The organism is Nostoc sp. NMS2 (genome assembly GCF_017115105.1).
In the GTDB taxonomy this organism is placed as follows: Bacteria; Cyanobacteriota; Cyanobacteriia; order Cyanobacteriales; family Nostocaceae; genus Nostoc.
Genome location: NZ_JABXKH010000169.1, coordinates 1 through 18,837 on the forward strand (window position 1 = coordinate 1; position 18,837 = coordinate 18,837).

The following is an 18,837-nucleotide window of genomic DNA, read 5'->3' on the forward strand; positions in this document are numbered from 1 at the left end:
GATAGTTTAGGGGTCGCCCTACGCAAAAATAGCTCGATGCCAGGGATAATTTTTTAAATGAACAAAAGCCTTCTCAAACAATTTTGAGAAGGCTTTTGTTCTTTCCCCTCAACCTCAACTTTCCTGAGATGGGGTTGGCATTCGGCAGATATCGTGGCGATTGATGCGTTTATCTATTGCCTCGACTAGATTATGCCGAATGCCTGCTTCAATTATTGCTATTTTTGAATTTACGTTGCAATTGTTTTAGCGATTGATACATATCTGGTAGGCGACTATAAACAGCAGATACTTTGAGATATAGTTTGTAAGGAATGGCTGGAGTTCCTGAGACAATTTCTCCTGGTGCAACATCGCTGTGAATTCCCGTTTGAGCAGATGCGATCGCACCATCTCCCATTTTCACTTGATTGGCTATTCCGGTTTGTCCAGCTAAAATAACGCGATTTCCCAGTTTTACGCCCCCCGCCATGCCAGCCTGACCTGCGATCGCACAGCCAGAACCGATTTGGCAACCATGACCTATTTGCACTAAGTTATCAATTACTGTATTGAGGCCTATCCGTGTTTCTCCGACTGCTGGGCGATCAATAGCGGTGTTACAGCCAACTACCACGCCATCTTCTAAGACTGTATAGCCAGATTGTTCCATTTTCAACCAACCAGTACGGGTAGGAACAAAACCAAAGCCTTCTGCACCGATGACTGCACCACTGTGAATCACACAATCTGCACCGATGCGGCTGCGTTCGTGAATCGTACAGTTGGCGTGTAGGGTGGTGCGATCGCCGATTTTGGCATCTGGATAAATCACCACATTGGGATGAATAATTGCACCATCGCCAATTTCTACACCTTGTTGAATCACAGCATAGGGGCCAACGTAAACATCACTACCAACTTTTGCGCTCGGGTGAATTACAGCAGTGGGATGAATTTCTGGAACGGGGCGATATGGTTGGTAAAACAGTGCGATCGCTTTGGCAAATAACAGTCGTGGATCTGCGGTCGCTATCCAGACAATACCCCTCTCTTGTGCAAGCACCTGTAATTTTTCGTCTTGAGGCAAAATTAAAGCACTAGCATTGGTTTTACCGACAAAAGACCAAAATTTTGCTCCTTCTACATAACTGAGAGTACCGATAGTAGCTTCATCAATGGCGGCTACACCTGTAATTTCTGGGTCATGGTCTGGGTTGCTAGCCAAACTATGATTGGTAGTGGCATCACCAAATTGGCGCAGGATTTCACTGAATTTCATTGTTGGGTGTGTTCAAAATTTATCTACAATGACAAGATAATTTTCCCTCTTTATGAGCTAATACAGTAATTTTCTAGCTGCCTATTGGTGAGCCGACGCATTGATGAGGCAATCAGACTGTTCTTAGTCAATGTAGACATTGGTCATTAGTAATTAATAGCGATGACCTCTTGACTAATGACTAAATCGGCGGGCGGTTATTACTAGATACTTGGCTACACTTTTTGCTTCTGCAATAATATTGCTATCAGTTGAAATTAGCCGCTTAATTACAACTTGACGAAGAATCATTTTTAAAAAGCTCTGATTAAATTAGGGGTTCTTTAATAAGAATAGTAGACGGATGATGCAAAAGAAATTTTAGAGTTTCGACCAGTTATGACACCAGCCTGAGATGTACCATCTTTATTTGATACTGTATATCCAGATGTGCCTGTCGGTTGATTTACTAATTTATTAACAATAACATCTGACCCAGAATATACTTGTTCAGGAGTAAATTCTACAGGTACGGCAAAAACAAACCAATTTAAATATAAAGATATATCTCTATATCTAAAGTTTTCACCAAGAGAAAATCCCCCTTTCAGATCAACTTTTTGATTTGACGCTATCTCACAAAAACTCAGATTTGATATTTCTAATCTATTCATACTACACCTTGATATTAATGAAGTAAGTAAGTTATCTTTGCTCAAGTCTTAAATATCGGAACTAACTGTCAAAAGAAAGCGAAGTAGAAGTACTAAAACTAGACGAACGAGCAGTTTGATTACCACTGATTGCAACAGCAGTAGCTCTGGCATCTGCAAAACTTATAGAGAAGTTACCGTAGTAACGAACTGTTGCTAAAGTTTGTGCATCAGTTGCTGTAAACTGACCTTGAGCAAGTGCCACTGCATTCGATGTTGCATATCGATACCCAGTTCTTGTTATGGTGTTAGTAATAGCATAGGCATTACCAGCTACTACAGCACTACTGTCGGTAACATGCTGTAGATAACTTAAGTCATTGATAATTAATCGCTTCCTCACAGCTACCTCAATATAACTCTTATTTGCAAGGCTTTATAAGCTAAAATATTCAATCAAAAAATACTTTATGAATTATCATTGAGGTTTTAATAAGTAATTGAGTTAGAGATAAATCCTTATATCTATAGAGTCCAAATATCACGTCTATACAGGACAGTAATTCTTACAAACCATATTTAATTAAGTAGTTAAGCGCTTCAGCGCTAAAGCGCCAACTACTAATCAAAATTTATGAGATAGACAACTAAGCGAGTTAACTAATTAAAGTTCAAGCTTCACACTTGTGACTAAAATGTAATAGGTAAAAACATTAACAATCTTCAAGAGAATTTATTGAAGATTGCTAATGTCACAATCTCAGGAGATTGAAGTTAATAAAACCTATTTAGAATGCTCGGTTGATTACAGCAGCAGAGGTGCTAGCAGAGAAGGACTGACCCAAGTAATCTGCGACAGCTACTGTATCAGCCTTAGTGAAGGAGTAAGTAGGAACGCTGGAGAAGCGAGTATTTTGTGCATCGCCCTTAGCACCAGCAGCAGCACTGTTGTTGAATGTGCGGGGATCTCTAACAAAAGTTGCAAAGTTATTGAAAGAATCAAAAGTAACACTGATTCTATCAGCTTGGGTGTAGGAGCGAGGAGCTATACCACCTTCGATGTTAGCAGATTTTTCAACAACTTCTAAGATGTTTAAATCAGAAATGAACATTATCTTTCTCCTGGGAATTTGGAGTTTGCTTTGGCTTTTATGTCACCGATTTATTTTTATTGGCGACATTTTTAATATATCTTTCATTCTCAAAAAAAGCAAGTAAATTTCTACCTTTAATCAATAGATATTTTTAATATAGAATGTCTAAATTACCGAAAAACTCTTATTAGTATTTATTGCAAAATAGCACGATAAATTTGGGCAAATATCCTTTGTTTTTTACTGCCCAAAAATCATTTTTGCTAAAAAAATACTTTTTTAGCAGCTTTGTTTTTTCGGAGATTAGGCTTTTAAATGCGTAAGTTTAAAAATGTTTTACAGGAAATACTATCCCCTGATAAAACATATTTAAAACAGACCTCGTTTAACCTAATTATGAAAATTTTGAAATTAGATTAGCTATTTAGCATTGGTTATAACTTAAGCCTTCTGTAGAAATTCCTCCTGTGGTTGTAAATTGGCATCAGAATCTAATTGAATGATGATTGTCATAAATTCAAGTTGTTGTTTTAACCAATAGGAAAATAATTCTGTAATAATTTGTTGGCGCAATTGCTCATTTAATTGGGGTTGAATAATTTCTTCTACCCAAATTAAATGGACTCCTAAATGAGTCTGAATCGGTTTTATGATTTCTGGAGCAGAACTAGCAAACACAGCCGCCGCAATCTCTGGACGAAAATCTTTGCGATGTTGGAGTCCCTGATATCCGTAAATCCGACGGAGTTCTGGTTGTTGAATATATAAACTAGCGATTTCTGGAAAGCTGATTTCGTATTCTTGCAACTTATAAAACAGTTCTAAGGCTAAGTCTCTATCATCAAAGATCACTTCATAAGTTATGGCGGCAACATAATCTAGTTGATGCTCATAAAAGAATCGTTCGACTTGAGCAGAAAATAGATGATTTGCTAACTTCCTCGACAGGATGTTGCTGTGAGCTAATTCTTCAAACTCATTTAGAGACAGATGATGTTTTTTCAGCCAGATCCAGGTGTCTTTAGCTTTGATGAGATTGTGAGCTAACCGTAAGTTATCTCCTTCTTGCTGTAGTTCTTCTTCCTCAACTCGGAGGTGTGCTTCTTGGGCTGCTTCCGCAATAATTTTTTGATATGCGATCGCTTCTACGACACCTGGGATTTGACAGGAGAGTTTGACGTTGTGAATGATATCTGAATCAGAAATTGTCAGAAGTTTAAGCATGATATAACTCCGATAATTTTATGATTTGTCTTTTGACCAATGACTAAAGCTCTAAACCGCCTTTTTGTAGTTTCTTAAATGGATCTAAAACAAAGTCAATTACTCGCCTCTGGCGAATAATGACTTCGGCGGTTGCTGTCTGACCGGCAGTTAGGGGAATATGTTTATCGCCATTTTGTACATATTGCTGCTCTAAGGCGATTTCTAACTCAAAGGTTTCAATGTTTCCTGGGGCTGTTTGGCTAACTTTCGAGTCGGGAGAGATCCAAGTAACTTTCCCTTGGACGATGCCATACTCTTGGAAAGGATAAGCATCAAACTTGATTTTGACAGGCATTCCCACTTTCAAGAAGCCGCTATCTTGACTAGGCACTTGTGCTTTGAGTACAAAACCAACACTTTTGGGCGCGATTTGGGCAATTCTCTGACCAGTTTGGACTACGACTCCTGGCTTCTTGATGGGCAATTCATAAATCACCCCATTAATAGGCGATCGCACTATTCGTTGCTGCATCTGAAGTTTTATGGATACTATCTGGCTTCCAGTCTGAGCAATTTCCGATTGCAGTGCCGCAATTTGTCCTTGTAGGTCTTTTAGTTGTTCCTGACTTTTCAGCACAGTCAGTTTTCCTGCTTGTAGCAAGCTTTGATAGCTGCTTTGTTCTTCTTGCGATCGCAGTCTTGCTTGTGTGATGTCAGCCTCTAACTGACTGATTGTTGCTTGATAACGATTTAGCTCTTCAGTTAAGCGCAATTGGGCTTGCTTGATGTCAGATTCGGCTTTTTTATAGACTCGTTTACTTTCTTCTTCCTCTTTTCTGAGTTGATCTATTTGGGTTGCGGAAACCGCACCTTTGTTCACAAGTTGGCTAAAGCGTTCAACTTGTTTTGAATCTATGCTCAAACGACTTTGAGCCGACTTCTCGTCATCTTGAGTAGTTTTAATCTGCTGTTGTGCCTGACTAACTAATGCCTGTTTTTCTAACTTCTGGAGGTTATAGGTACTCTCTTTTGCATCCAGGTTTTGTTTTGCCTGGTTCACTTGGGATATTTTTTCTAAAGCTTGAGATTGGTTTTGTTGCTCCTGAACATTAAGGGTCAACTGTAATTGATTTTTGAGTATATCCAGTTGCGATCGCTGATATTGCAGTCCCGATAACTTTGTCTGCACCTGTTGTAGTTCTGTTTGCAGAATGTCAGACTCAAGTTCCAGCAAAATCTGCCCTGCTTTAACTGCATCTCCTTCTTTGACGTTGACAGCTTTCACACTTGCGCCTACTTGAGCGTCTAATTTTTGCGTTGCCCCTTGAGGTTCTATCCGTCCTTTGGCGGTTCCAGTTTCATCCACTTTCGAGAGTGTTGCCCAAGGTAAGACGAGGACAGCAAAGCCTAGCAGTACATACAACAAACCACGAGTCCAGAGCCTTGGTAGAGCATCCAGCAGTTCTTCAGTGCCGTAATACAAATCTTTGGCATTACCTGCCGTCGTCTGTTCAACATCGGGAGATTCCTCTATTTGTGGATAACTTTGATACTCATTCTTATCCTCTTTGGGAAGTGTGGATGAGGAATTAACAGATGCATAAGGCATAGTTTTATTTCCTAAAACAGTAGATGGGGAGTGGGGAGTGGGGAGTGGGGAGTGGGGAGTGGGGAGCAGGGAGTGGGGAGCAGGGAGCAGGGGGAGATGAGGGGGATAAGGGAGACAAAGAAGATAAGGGGGAATTTTATTGAATAAATCTCTCCCTTGCCCCCTGCCCCCTGCTCCTCTGCCCAATTCCCAATGCCCAATGCCCCATCAACTTGCTTGAGTCAGTTGTTGTTGATTTAGATAGTAGTAATGGCCTTTTTTAGCGATTAATTCATCGTGAGTACCGCTTTCCACCAAGATGCCTTGGTCTAAAACCAAAATCAGATCGGCATTGCGGACAGTAGAGAGGCGATGAGCAATAATTACGCTGCTGCGCTCTTTGAGAATTGTTTTGAGGTTGTTTTGAATAATCCGTTCTGATTCCGAGTCTAGGTGACTGGTGGCTTCATCAAAAAGTAACAAATGGGGATTTCCGAGCAAAGCACGAGCGATCGCTAGACGTTGACGTTGCCCACCAGAGAGCATTCCGCCGCCTTCACCAATTTGGGATTCATAACCCATTGGGAGTTTTTGGATAAATTCATCTGCTCCAGCAAATTGTGCTGCTTGAATAACTTCTTCTAAAGAAGCTTCGGGATGAGCAATAGCAATATTTTCTTGAATGGTGCCGCCAAACAAAAAGGTATCTTGATCGACAACACCTATTTGAGAACGGAGCGATCGCAGGGATATATTTGTGACATCATGACCGTCAATCAATACCTTGCCATCTGTCGCTGGGTATAAACCCAAAATCAACTTGCTGAGGGTAGTTTTACCAGAACCACTGCGTCCCACCACTGCAATCATTTGCTCAGGCTGGATTTCAAAGCTGATATTTTCCAGCACGTTAGTCTCGCTTTCTGGGTGATAGCGAAAGGTCACATTTTCAAAGCGAATATGACCGCGAAGCCTACCTAAAGACTTGCGGGGTTTATTTTGCAAATCTTCTTCTGGTTCTGCCTCTAAGACATCATTTATCCGCTCAGTAGAAATAATGATTTCCTGCAATTCATTCCACAACAGCGAAAGCCGTTGAAAAGGACTCAAGACGTTTCCCACCAACATATTGAAAGCAACTAATTGTCCAACGGTGAGTTCTCCTTGAATCACCTGCAAGGCTCCAAACCACAGCAATGACGTATTCACAAAGGTTTCGATGACACCACTGATAATTTGGAGGCGGTTGCCAATTATCTGAGCATTAAAGCTTTTTTTGACCAAATTATTCAGCAGTTTCTCCCAACGCCAGCGCACCGTCTGTTCAATGGCCAATGAGCGGACAGTGCGAATTCCGGTGAGGGATTCTATGAGATAGCTGTTTTCTTCGGCTCCAGCATTAAAAATCTCTCTGGAGATGCGGCGCAAAATACTTGTGCTAGCCAGCGCCAGGATAAAAAATGGCGGCACTGTAAACAGTACGAATAATGCCATGCGCCAGCTATACCAAAACATCATGCCCAGATAGATCACCAATGTCAGCATATCCAGCATGATGGACAGTGTTTGTCCGGTCAGGAAGTGCTGAATCTTCTGGTTTTCTTGGATGCGCGAGACTATATCCCCGACATAACGCGACTCGAAATAGGAAAGGGGCAAGCGGAAGGTATGTTTGATGAAACCCACCAGTAGGGAAATGCTAACGCGGTTGGCAGTATGATCCAGCAGATATTGCCGCACTCCGTTCATGGCGATACGGAACAAACCAAAAATGATCATTCCCAAACCGACGGCGTTTAAGGTGGCTAAACTGCGTTGCACAAGGACTCGATCTAATAACAATTGGGTAAATACTGGCGTTACTAGTCCAAATACCTGAATCAGCACTGAAGCCATGAGGACTTCAAACAGTACCTTATGGTGAGGTTTGACTAACTCAAAAAACTTCCAGAAGCTTGCACTCTCCTCCTTGCCATCCTTGAGTTGGATTGTGGGTTGCAGCAACAATGCATAATCACTCCAACCGGCTTGAAATTCCATTCTGGTCAGGGTGCGTTGACCGATGGCAGGATCGGCGATAATCACTCGCTTTTTCGTAATCTCATAGACAACGACGAAGTGTTTACCTTCCCAATGAGCGATCGCAGGTAGAGATTGTTCTGCTAATTTATCGAGACTGGCTCTTACCGGACGAGTCACAAAACCGAGGTTTTCGGCTGCCGTTGAGAGGGCATGTAAAGACGCGCCACTACGATTGACGTTGACCATATCCCGTAGGCGATTCACACTAAAGTGCTTGCCCCAATAACTACCAATCATTACTAGACAAGCAGCGCCACAGTCGGAAGTGCTTTGTTGGGCATAGAACGGATAGCGCTTGGTGAAATGTCGCCACCAATGCCCCATTTGTACTTTCGGGCTGGGAAAGTAAGGTTGTTTATTTGACTGTTGTTTTGGTGCAGTCTGCATCGGAAAAGGGATGATTTTCCTTTGCTGACTAAGTTGTGGTGGTTGCAACTGACTCTGGCGGATTTCCCGGCGGGTATTGCTGGTAGGAATTGCATCCGAGTTGGTGAAATATGCCAATTCTGACCAATATTGCAGTGCTGCTTGCCAATGAGAATTTTTCAACACGTACACAACCGAGGGTTGTGTGACTCGCCAACCCTTTTGTTGAGGTATCTGGATCTTTGTGGCTACGAACTTGCGCCCATCTGCATTTGAGAGTTCGCCCCGATATAGCAGCCACAACTGGCAATCTTGATAAAGTTCTGGCGGTATAGCTCCAATTTCCAGATCGCGCCGCTCAAATAAAGATAATGCTTGCAGAATATTTGGTACAGATATCGGCGGCTGGGGTGAACTGCAACAATAAGCCAGTAATAAATCCCAAAGTTCAGCACGAGCAAAAAGGCGATCGCTAATATTGGGATACTGATTTATCAAAGCTTGCAGCATTTCATCTGGGAGATAACAAAGCTTCAGCCCATCAGAAGCCCTAGCACTATAATCTTGCCACTCTCTGGTTGCAAACAAACTTCCTTCACCAAAGGAAGCTCCTATTGTCAGAGTTGCAATCAGATTATCAGCAGAATCTAAGAGCCTGACTTTACCTGCCAAGACTACGTAAATTCCCGGTCTTGCCCGTTCTAATTGCCAAAACTGTTTTGCTAACGGTGGTTCAACGATTTCTACCATTGTCAAACAGTTTTCCAAGTCTTTTTCTGAAACCTGGAAATCTAAAAACGAGGCAATTTCTTTACCCAACTGATCCTTGGAAAACAAAGATTGCACCTGCTAACCTCCAAGAACGCTCTATTGAATTAAAAATATTGATCCCTACTGTCTCTGTACCTACTTTGTTCAGGAATGCAAGTATCATGCCTTTGCTCCCGATAAATTATCAGTGCTGAACCAGAAATTCTTGCATCTGTCTATTTCTCTTGATTGAGAATGCATAGGTTATAGAATATCTGCATGCTTCAGACTCCCCTTCCTTTGTAGGGAAGGGACTGTTCTTGTTAGGTCTATATTCAACTCAACTAAGAAATATATTCCTGCTTATGAGGCGATTGGGTAGATTTTTAAGCCAAAATCTTGGTATTAGCGGTTGGAATGCAAAAAAATTGCTGATGCAAGCATTGTAGGTTACAAAAACTTGGTTTCTTACAGCTTGATTCTGATGATGAAGAAGTGTCATAATTTTAACAGTTGTCATTGATGGTAAAACGCAAATGCATAAAACTGATGCAGCTGATTGTGAAGCCCTCCTAGCCGAGATTTCACATGCAGATGCACGGTAAGTTAACCCAAAGAGGTTAACTGTGTAATAACCTGATATGATGCAACTAAAGCTGGGATTTCCCCCTAGCACTTTGGGAGTCTAGGGGGCAATTTCCAGTTTTACCGAAGAAGAATTCAGAATACATCCGCCTGAATCCAGAATGGATTCTGTGCGACTGGATGTCCAAGGGAGGTTTAATGACTCCTTCTTATTCAAAACTTAAGTGTTACTCTCTAGTATTTGGGAGTCTAAAGCGTGAACTTAAGCTTGTTGAGGGTAGTTTACGATACAAATTTGCTATTTGAGATAAATATGAAAGTCGTATCATTTCGTAGTGATACCACCTCACTCTTTAAACAACATAAACATTGAGTAGATGTCTGATTAGCGCTCTTTCATTAGTCTCATGAGAAAATATTTAAAACCTTGTTTCTCAGTGCTTGGCTCCAAACAGTGTTTTTGGCTTTGCTGATAAAGCGAGGTTTTGAAAAAAATTTAAGGTCAGCATCTTATTTTTTTCTCCTCATAAGCACAAAAGAGCATTAAATAAATGAACTTATGAATATCCTGGTCATCTAACAGCACATCAGCCTTTCAAGAACACAGGCTTTGAATAGATGGCTGAGGTCGGATAGAAGTAGAATATCTAAATAAATTAACTGGCTAGCTATAAACAGAAAACCAGTAAAACCAGGATTTTTTACACGCTGATGATTACATTAACAGTATATTGTATATTTTGAAACTGTTTGTCAAGCAATTATCCCTTCATCACAAAAAAAATATATTGCCTTTACTAAATCTTTAAAATTAGTTTAGGGTATAAATCTGCATTGATATAGTGTACAAATAAACGATTTTATGCAGTTTTTAGTAATCTGTCCTTTCCAGTTATTAGCGCCTATGTCTTGCAGAGGTAGCGATCGCTATCAGATAAATGCTGGTACACAAAATCTATAAATTTTAGCTTTATTAAATCTTTAGAATTGGTCTAACGGATAAATCTGCATTGAGATAGTTTACAAATCAATTATTTTATGGGCATACACTCTGTCGGTATTGGCGACTATTCCCACAGAGGTAGCGATCGCTATCATCAATGTAAGTAAGTCGGCGCAATTAAAGTTAACTGGCGCATACTGTCATTCGTCCTTTGTCAGGTCATTAGTAAGAGTTTTAAGCCCATTTACGTTTCGTAACATACTTGGAGTTTTTCGCGCCAACTTACTTAAAGGTTTATGTCATTAATTCTGATAGGTGAAAACGATCAGATCCCCGACTTCTTTAAGAAGTCGGGGATCTTACAGCCCCGCAAAATTAATGGGACAGATTACTAGTCGCTAGTCCCCATTGCTACACCTGCTAAATACCCGGTTGTCCAAGCACTTTGAAAGTTAAAGCCACCGGTGACACCATCAATATCTAAGATTTCTCCGGCAAAATAAAGACCAGGAACTAACCTACTTTCCATCGTCTTGAAGTTGACTTCTTTGAGTTTAACGCCGCCACAGGTAACAAATTCTTCTTTAAAGGCTCCTTTGCCGTTGATTAAGTATTGTCCCTGAGTTAGCTCTTGTACTAATTGATTTAAGGTTTTGCTAGATATTTCTGCCCAACGGTCGTCTGTGGTGATGCCTGCACGAGTAATGATATATTGCCAGAGACGATGGGGTAAGTCAACGCCGCGATGCAATGCGATCGCTTTCTTTCCCCATTCATCCTTAACTGCTAAAACTTTTTCTCGCACTTGTTCTTGGTGCATAAGGGGCAGCCAATTAATCAATAATGTAGCTTGATAGCGGCTTTCTTGCAGAACTCTCGCACCCCAAGCAGAAAGCTTCAAAACAGCCGGGCCACTCAAACCCCAGTGGGTAATTAGCAATGGCCCAGTTTGTTGTAATTGAGATTTTCCGCCCGCAGATAACCGCAATTGGGCAGAGTTAACGCTAACTCCAGCTAACTCCCGCAGCTTTTGATCGAGAATGTTGAAGGTAAATAACGAGGGTACTGGCGGTTCAATTTGATGGCCTAACTCTTGGACAATTTTATAACCGACAATGCTGCTGCCGGTAGCAAGAAGTAAGCGATCGCATTTAATCGTCTCTTCTGACTTGAGAAGAATATCAAACCCCCCATCTGCTGCGGTTCGTTTCACCGAAGTTACGTGTGTACCCACACGGAGTTTTACGCCAGATTTCGCCACCGCTTTAACTAGACACTCCACAATGGTTTCTGAAGTATTGGTGACAGGAAACATCCGGCCATCAGCTTCAGTTTTTAGATAGACTCCATCAGCAGCAAACCAAGCTACTGTATCTTGAGGGCCAAAGCGAGTCAAAGCACCCCGCAAAGCTTTTGCGCCTCTGGGGTAATTTTGTACTAACTCCTCCGCATCAAAGCAAGCGTGAGTAACGTTGCAGCGTCCACCACCAGAAATTAGCACTTTCGCCAGTGGTTGACGACTGGCTTCGAGTAAAGTAACCTGGGCATCAGGATTGGCTTTAGCACAAGCGATCGCGCCAAAAAATCCCGCAGCCCCACCCCCAATAACTACGATTCGTAACGGTAGCAAGTTCTAAAATTTCTCAATAGCACGTACTTTACTAGGCTAGCCCTTATCTTCACTATTCAACTAGTTCAAATTGATCTTTGGTGGAACCACAAGCCGGACATACCCAATCATCTGGTATATTTTCAAAGGCTGTTCCCGGCGCTATATCGCTTTCTGGATCGCCGAATTCTGGATCGTATTCATAGCCGCAAACGGTACATATATACTTTGCCATGTTCCTTTTTCCTAGTATCTTTATCAAAGACTAATGACTAATGACCAATGACTTTCATAAATCAGATTACAAACGCCACCAAGTCCTTTGGGCATAACTGATCATCCCGATCGCGATCGCCCCTAGTAGCAGTAGCAAAATTATTCCACCTGGAATAAAAGTGAGAATACCAAAGCCTCTCAGTACCCAGACGGCTACACTAACACCAAGAAGAATACCGAAAATCTGGATTAATCTACGATTTAAAGAAGATTGACTCACTTAATTTTCCTCTCAACTCAACAGAAATTACACTTGATATTGACAATTAGATATGAAGTTACGATGAAGCTACAGTTTCATCAGAAATAACACGTAAAAACCGAGAGATCCTATCCAGAGGTTGGGGTAAGGTACTTGATATTAAATAGTGTTTGTGCCATTCTAGCTGTTAAGAACTTAGTTTTTCATTTATAAATACTGTTATTATTAAGTCTACTTAAGTATTGATTGTGTTAATTGTGATAAGAATTACATTTTTTGTAGTAAAGTAACTGAAATAATTAGTAAAAAATCACCCTTTCCGGAAAGGATAGGTATTAGACTGGAACTAAATTTAATGGGTTGGATCTAAATCAAGTTTTATGGCTTGTAGTTTCAATTCTATTTAGGTGGGTGAGTTGAGGAGTAACCAAAATCATTATGTCTGCGTCTCATATCTCAGACTCAATTATTGCAGGTTCAGATATGGCTTGGAGTCAAGATAAGCAAAAGTTGCTGGTACAGGGTGAAATTTTGGTAGAAACGCGATCTCACAAGATGTGTGGTGGCGCGGTGACAGCCTGGATGTATTTGCCGATGGTGCGATCGCAAGTTTGGCAGCAATTAACTGATTATCCCAGGTGGGTACAATATTTTCCTGATATCACTAAAAGCGAGATATCGCACAAAGGTGAAGTCAAACGTTTGTATCAAGCAGCACAAAAAGCCTTTTTCTTTTTCACGGCTCAAGTGGAAATTTACCTCAACGTTGTAGAAGTGCTGGGGCAACAAATCCAATTTCGCATGGAAAAAGGGACTTTTGAGGACTTTAACGCCCATTTAGAACTAAAAGATTGCGGTAATGGCACGTTGCTTGCTTATACTGTGCAAGCTACACCTCTGATTCCCATTCCATCAATTTTCATTCAACAAGCAATGAACTTTGAGTTACCTGCAAATATGCGTAAAATGCGACAAGTGATTTGTAAGCAATAGGGAATTGGGAATTGGGAATTGGGAATGGGGAACTTGTACTGAGCGCAGTCGAAGTAGGGGGAATTGGGAATTGGGAATGGTGTAGTTCAATTACTTGAAAAGCACTGTAAAGAGAGTGAGTTCCACAAACCTCTCCCTGCCTTGAACTAAAGTTCAAAATCGTCCCTCTCCGACTCGGAGAGGGACGGTTTTGCGTAGTAAAACCAGGGAGAGGTGTTTTATATTCGACTAATTAGGCGTTGAACTCACACTGAATTAGCTGGTAAACACCTCAACGGGTAAGCGACTAAAAGAAAGACGCTCATTTTGCACATCTACAAAGATGGTGTTGCCATCGTTAAATTCACCCCGCAAAATGGATTTGGCAATTTGAGTTTCTAACTCTCGCTGAATCGCCCGCTTCAGTGGACGCGCTCCATACACTGGGTCGTACCCTACTTCTGCTAAAAAGTCAAGTGCAATATCTGAGAGTTTCAGGGATATTTTGCGATCGCTCAATCTTTGCCGCAATCTCTCTACTTGCAATAGCACAATTTGCCGCAATTCCTTCTTATCCAAACCGTGGAAGATGATGATTTCGTCAATTCGGTTCAGGAACTCTGGACGGAAGCTATTCCGCATTGCCTCCATGACTCGACGGCGCATTTCGTCGTAGTGGGCGTTATCTCCAGCGACATCAAGAATGTATTGCGAACCGATGTTGCTAGTCATGATGATAATAGCGTTCTTGAAGTCCACTTTATGACCTTGGGCATCAGTAACGCGACCATCATCGAGAATTTGCAAGAAAATATTAAATACATCGGGGTGTGCTTTCTCAATTTCGTCAAAGAGAATCACGGAGTAAGGACGGCGACGAATCGCTTCTGTAAGTTGTCCGCCTTCTTCGTAACCCACGTATCCTGGAGGCGCACCGATTAAACGGGAGACGGCGTGTTTCTCCATGTATTCCGACATATCGATTCGCACCAGCGCATCTTCGCTGTCGAACATATACGCCGCCAGCGCTTTCGCCAACTCAGTTTTACCCACACCCGTAGGCCCAAGGAAAATAAAGCTAGCGATGGGACGATTAGGATCAGCCAGTCCAGCGCGCGATCGCTGAATTGCATCCGCTACGGCTGTGACTGCTTCTTCTTGTCCAATTACACGGTGGTGCAGTTCATCTTCTAAATGCAGCAGTTTCTCTTTCTCAGATTCCACCAACTTGCTAATAGGAATCCCTGTCCATTTAGAAATAATTTCGGCAATATCAGCTTCCGTTACTTCTTCCCGTAATAGTGATTTACCACTTCGTTGAGCGCTTGCCAATTCCGCTTCTACTGCTTCCAATTGACGATGTAAACTGGTTAAATTACCGTATTTCAACTCAGCAGCGCGGTTAAGATCGTAATCGCGTTCTGCTTGCTGAATCTCTAAATTGACCCGTTCAATCTCTTTTTTAACAGACTGAATTTTGTCAATGATATCTTTTTCAGATTGCCATTGAGTATTGAGAGTTCTTTGTTCTTCTTTGAGATCGGCAATTTCTTTTTCCAATCTTTCTAGACGTTCACGAGAAGCAGCATCGCTTTCTTTTTGCAGCGATAACTTCTCCATTTCCAATTGCAGAATCTTGCGGTCGATTTCGTCGAGTTCTTCAGGTTTGGAGGTAATCTCCATTTTTAATCTCGCGGCGGCTTCGTCTACCAAGTCAATGGCTTTATCAGGGAGAAAGCGATCGCTAATATATCGACTCGACAATACAGCTGCTGCAACTAAAGCACTATCAGAAATCTTCACCCCGTGGTGGTTTTCATAACGTTCTCTCAACCCGCGCAAAATCGAAATACTATCTTCTACACTAGGCTGATCGACATAAACTTGCTGGAAGCGTCTTTCTAGTGCGGCATCTTTTTCGATATGTTTGCGGTATTCATCTAGAGTTGTTGCCCCAATACAGCGCAATTCGCCCCGCGCCAACATCGGTTTTAACAAGTTACCAGCATCCATCGCACCTTGGGTTGCACCAGCACCGACAACGGTGTGAATTTCATCAATAAATAAAACAATATTGCCGCCAGATTCAGTAACTTCTTTTAATACTGCTTTCAGGCGTTCTTCAAATTCACCCCGAAATTTTGCCCCCGCAATCAAAGCACCCATATCTAAAGAAATTAGCTTGCGGTCTTTGAGGGATTGGGGTACATCACCTGCGATAATGCGCTGTGCTAATCCTTCGGCGATCGCAGTTTTACCAACACCCGGTTCACCAATTAGGACAGGGTTATTTTTGGTACGGCGAGAGAGAATTTGCACAGTCCGACGAATCTCATCATCTCGCCCAATTACTGGATCGAGTTGACCTTTACGCGCAGCTTCTGTAAGGTCACGCCCGTATTTTTCCAGTGCTTCGTATTTGCCTTCTGGATTTTGGTCGGTCACTTTTTGACTCCCACGAACTTGTTTAATAATATTTTTGAGCTTGCCTTCGTCTAAATTAAACTCTTGGAATAAAGCTTTGCCAAAGCGGTCATCTTTAGCGTAAGCCAGCAATAGGTGTTCAATTGAAATATATTCGTCTTGAAACTCTTTGCGATACACGTCTGCTCGATCTAGAAGTGTATCTAAGCTACGTCCCAAGTATACTGAGGTACTATTACCGGATACTTTCGGCTGACGTTGAAAAAATTGTTCGGTGCGATCGCGCAGTTTTTGGAGATTAACACCCGCTTTAGTAAGAATCCCAGTTGCTAGACCATCTTGTTCTAGCAACGCCTTCATCAGGTGTTCGCTTTCTATCTGCTGTTGTTGATATTGTTTAACAATATCGGGGGTGTGGGCGATCGCTTCCCAGGCTTTCTCTGTAAATTGGTTAGGATTAGTAGGTTGCATAGGCTTTTTCAGGAACGAACCATATTAGACATCGTAAAAGCGTAAAGCACTGCTGACCTCAGACCACGGCGGCTTTCTGTAGGTTAGGCTCCAAGGAAAGGAAAATTTTTGTTCTCATATCGTTATTGTAAGAAGATGAAGGCGATCGGCTAGATCGGTGTTCACGTCTTGTAAAAGTGGTATTTTCCCGTATTTCCCATTTTTATATCGATCTATGCCTCTCCCCCACAGGGCTACGGTGTACACACAAGTCTTTGAGAGTTACCTCACATTTAGATCCCCCCTAACCCACGCCAGTCGCTCCACTACAGCGCTTCGCGCATCCTGCGGCGGGGGAGACCCCTGTTCCCGCGATGCGCGTAAAGCCAACTCTTAGAGACGCTGCGCGTAGCTTGCTTCCACGAAGTGGTACGGCATAGCTTCGTTTAGCGCAAAGCGTCTCCAAGAGTTGCGCTGTAGTGAAGCAAGTAGCGTGGATTTAGGGACTGACAAATAAAAAAACATCCCAAATTTTCTTGTGGGATGGGTGTCCGCACTACGTGCCGCTACGCTAACACCCGTCCCATATTCAGGGCGGGCAGGATGCCCACCCCACAAGATGGAATAATTTATTTCTTGGAAGTCCCTTAGGGGGATCTTCAACGATTTTGGTACTTTTTAACCTCTTTGTCACCTTCAGGCACGTAACTTAAATTTTGTGTTAACTACTACTTAACGATAGAAAAATTATACTTTGTTAGACATAATATTGATAGCAATAGTTACTGAATCATTAGAATAATTTAAATGTTTTTTTTATCAAAAAATTTATTGGTAATTTTATACAATTTATACAAACAATCCACTATTAAAACATTTATTTAAACACGATCTCTAACAAGAGGATGTTACAGTTAACATTGTTAATAAAAAATTATATTTAGTAGGACAAATAAATGGTTTATCTTGGCGATGAAAGCTAGTGTCTTTAGGATGCTAGTTGTTGCAATCAAAGCTGCTATAAAAAGTAGTCAGAATGGGCTAAACGCCTGAGTTCTGAATTCTTCTGATAAAATCTCAATTTTGAAACTATGATATATATAAATAATAGATTTTCTACTCATCCTTCATCTCTTCAAGGGCTACGAGTACTCCTTGTAGATAATGATGTCAATTTCTGCAATTCGTTGACACCGATGTTGCAATCCTATGGTATGAAGGTGCAAGTGGCATTTTTAGGAGAGCAAGCTCTGGAAATATTTGTGCAATGGCAACCTCATATTCTCTTGAATAGTATTTCCTCGCCAAAGGAGGATGGCTATGCTCTGATTCACCAAGTGAGAACACTTACCGGAGAGCGAGGCAAAGTAGTGCCAGCGATCGCTCTGACAGGTACTGTAACTGAAGATATGTATCAACGCGCTCTCTTAGCTGGGTTTAGTCTATGCTTTGCTAAACCCGTAGTTATTAATGATTTCATTGCTGTAATTGGCATTTTAGCAATTGCCAATAATCTTCATTCGCCCTCATGCTAACTAGCTCTAATTAATGTCTTAGATATAGTAATTTAAGTTTTGAGAAGTAATGATATGGGTCATTTATTGGTGGGGATAATTGTTTTTGAAATGCTACTAATGAACTTGATAAACAATATAATTAATCTCACGAGTTATCAAATGTATATTCTAACTCAATTAGTTTTGCTTTTGAGTAGCGGAATTATTGGTATTGGATTTATTCTAGCTTCTTACTTTTTGGCAGTTGGAAGTTTTTGACTCTTTTTTTCTCGTTCTCTCGTCTGCTTACTGCCCCTTTTCGTGGGAGCATCCCAAATGTGCAAAAACCTTGATAGCCCTCATCCCCTAACCCCTTCTCCCATGTTTGGGAGAAGGGGAACTAGAGTTATATCTCCCCTCTCCCATGCTTGGGAGAGGGGCTGGGGGTGAGGGAAAAGATTTAAGCTTGCATTGGGATGCTTCCCTTTTCCTCTTTCCCTTAGAGGATGTTTGAAAAGTCCTATTCTCGGTAGCAAAACGTTTTAGATCCCCCTAAGTCCACGCCACTTGCTTCACTTGGGGTCTCCCCAAGACCGCAGTGGCTCCCCTTAAAAAGGGGGACTTTGAAGAGCTTTTGCCCCCCAATTTATCGGGGGGTTGGAGGGATCAAAAGCCTGTGGCGCAACTCCAGCAGACTTGTGTGTACACCGTAGCCTTTTTAAGGGGGGCTAGGGGGGATCAATTAAGTGCCTAAAATCGCAGCCAAACACTTTTCAAACAACCTCTTACACTAAGGCGAAAATCGAAACTATGAGAACTAGGCGTGATTTGAAAACTTAATTTATCGAATCAAGCTTAAGTTATTTAATTTATACTCAAACTATTATTAAATATAGGGCAA

The 18,837-nt window shown here is 41.6% G+C and carries 13 protein-coding genes; 2 read left to right on the forward strand and 11 right to left on the reverse strand.

The annotated features are described in order from the left end of the window. Nucleotides 1–208: 208 nt before the first annotated feature. From lpxD to HWQ36_RS31600, 10 genes are all read right to left on the reverse strand, one after another. A complete protein-coding gene (gene lpxD, locus HWQ36_RS31555) occupies nt 209–1,261 on the reverse strand; it encodes a UDP-3-O-(3-hydroxymyristoyl)glucosamine N-acyltransferase (protein WP_292710202.1) in 1,053 nt (350 codons plus the stop codon). 323 nt (nt 1,262–1,584) lie between these two features. Further along, nucleotides 1,585–1,914 carry a hypothetical protein gene (locus HWQ36_RS31560; protein ID WP_292710205.1) on the reverse strand — a complete coding sequence of 110 codons (330 nt, stop codon included), beginning with the start codon at nt 1,912–1,914 and terminating at the stop codon, nt 1,585–1,587. Between the two features lie 61 nt (nt 1,915–1,975). Further along, nucleotides 1,976–2,296: a hypothetical protein gene (locus HWQ36_RS31565; RefSeq protein WP_292710207.1), complete on the reverse strand. Its 321-nt coding sequence runs from the start codon at nt 2,294–2,296 to the stop codon at nt 1,976–1,978. 385 nt (nt 2,297–2,681) lie between these two features. Next, on the reverse strand, nt 2,682–3,005 hold the full coding sequence (locus HWQ36_RS31570) for a hypothetical protein (protein WP_292710210.1): 324 nt from the start codon (nt 3,003–3,005) through the stop codon (nt 2,682–2,684). Nucleotides 3,006–3,428: 423 nt separating this feature from the next. After that, nucleotides 3,429–4,211 (reverse strand): peptidylprolyl isomerase, encoded by a 783-nt coding sequence (locus HWQ36_RS31575; RefSeq protein ID WP_292710212.1) that lies wholly within the window; start codon nt 4,209–4,211, stop codon nt 3,429–3,431. Between the two features lie 43 nt (nt 4,212–4,254). Then, nucleotides 4,255–5,802, reverse strand: a complete 1,548-nt coding sequence (locus HWQ36_RS31580) for an HlyD family efflux transporter periplasmic adaptor subunit (protein WP_292710215.1) — start codon at nt 5,800–5,802, stop codon at nt 4,255–4,257. Between the two features lie 207 nt (nt 5,803–6,009). Beyond that, entirely contained in the window at nt 6,010–9,075 is a 3,066-nt protein-coding gene (locus tag HWQ36_RS31585; protein WP_292710217.1) for a peptidase domain-containing ABC transporter, read from the reverse strand. 1,823 nt (nt 9,076–10,898) lie between these two features. Next, nucleotides 10,899–12,137, reverse strand: coding sequence for an NAD(P)/FAD-dependent oxidoreductase (locus HWQ36_RS31590; RefSeq protein ID WP_292710219.1), 1,239 nt, complete (start codon nt 12,135–12,137; stop codon nt 10,899–10,901). 52 nt (nt 12,138–12,189) lie between these two features. Continuing rightward, nucleotides 12,190–12,351: a rubredoxin gene (rd, locus tag HWQ36_RS31595; protein ID WP_292710221.1), complete on the reverse strand. Its 162-nt coding sequence runs from the start codon at nt 12,349–12,351 to the stop codon at nt 12,190–12,192. A gap of 66 nt (nt 12,352–12,417) precedes the next feature. After that, the gene (locus HWQ36_RS31600; protein ID WP_292710224.1) at nt 12,418–12,612 is read right to left on the reverse strand and encodes a hypothetical protein; all 195 of its coding nucleotides are present in this window, start codon (nt 12,610–12,612) and stop codon (nt 12,418–12,420) included. Nucleotides 12,613–13,032: 420 nt separating this feature from the next. Between HWQ36_RS31600 and HWQ36_RS31605 the strand changes: the two genes are divergently transcribed. Next, nucleotides 13,033–13,587 carry an SRPBCC family protein gene (locus HWQ36_RS31605; RefSeq protein ID WP_292710226.1) on the forward strand — a complete coding sequence of 185 codons (555 nt, stop codon included), beginning with the start codon at nt 13,033–13,035 and terminating at the stop codon, nt 13,585–13,587. A gap of 255 nt (nt 13,588–13,842) precedes the next feature. On the opposite strand, the gene clpB is transcribed toward HWQ36_RS31605, so the two are convergent. After that, complete coding sequence (gene clpB / locus HWQ36_RS31610; RefSeq protein WP_292710228.1) at nt 13,843–16,461, reverse strand: ATP-dependent chaperone ClpB; 2,619 nt, start codon at nt 16,459–16,461, stop codon at nt 13,843–13,845. Between the two features lie 1,070 nt (nt 16,462–17,531). Between clpB and HWQ36_RS31615 the strand changes: the two genes are divergently transcribed. Continuing rightward, nucleotides 17,532–17,975, forward strand: coding sequence for a response regulator (locus tag HWQ36_RS31615; RefSeq protein ID WP_292710231.1), 444 nt, complete (start codon nt 17,532–17,534; stop codon nt 17,973–17,975). Nucleotides 17,976–18,837: the final 862 nt, after the last annotated feature.

Excerpts from the sequence above, each read along its gene's own strand:
- lpxD (WP_292710202.1), bottom strand. The coding sequence starts at position 1,261 with ATGAAATTCAGTGAAATCCTGCGCCAATTTGGTGATGCCACTACCAAT.
- HWQ36_RS31560 (WP_292710205.1), bottom strand. The coding sequence starts at position 1,914 with ATGAATAGATTAGAAATATCAAATCTGAGTTTTTGTGAGATAGCGTCA.
- HWQ36_RS31570 (WP_292710210.1), bottom strand. The coding sequence starts at position 3,005 with ATGTTCATTTCTGATTTAAACATCTTAGAAGTTGTTGAAAAATCTGCT.
- HWQ36_RS31575 (WP_292710212.1), bottom strand. The coding sequence starts at position 4,211 with ATGCTTAAACTTCTGACAATTTCTGATTCAGATATCATTCACAACGTC.
- HWQ36_RS31580 (WP_292710215.1), bottom strand. The coding sequence starts at position 5,802 with ATGCCTTATGCATCTGTTAATTCCTCATCCACACTTCCCAAAGAGGAT.
- rd (WP_292710221.1), bottom strand. The coding sequence starts at position 12,351 with ATGGCAAAGTATATATGTACCGTTTGCGGCTATGAATACGATCCAGAA.
- HWQ36_RS31605 (WP_292710226.1), top strand. The coding sequence starts at position 13,033 with ATGTCTGCGTCTCATATCTCAGACTCAATTATTGCAGGTTCAGATATG.
- clpB (WP_292710228.1), bottom strand. The coding sequence starts at position 16,461 with ATGCAACCTACTAATCCTAACCAATTTACAGAGAAAGCCTGGGAAGCG.
- HWQ36_RS31615 (WP_292710231.1), top strand. The coding sequence starts at position 17,532 with ATGATATATATAAATAATAGATTTTCTACTCATCCTTCATCTCTTCAA.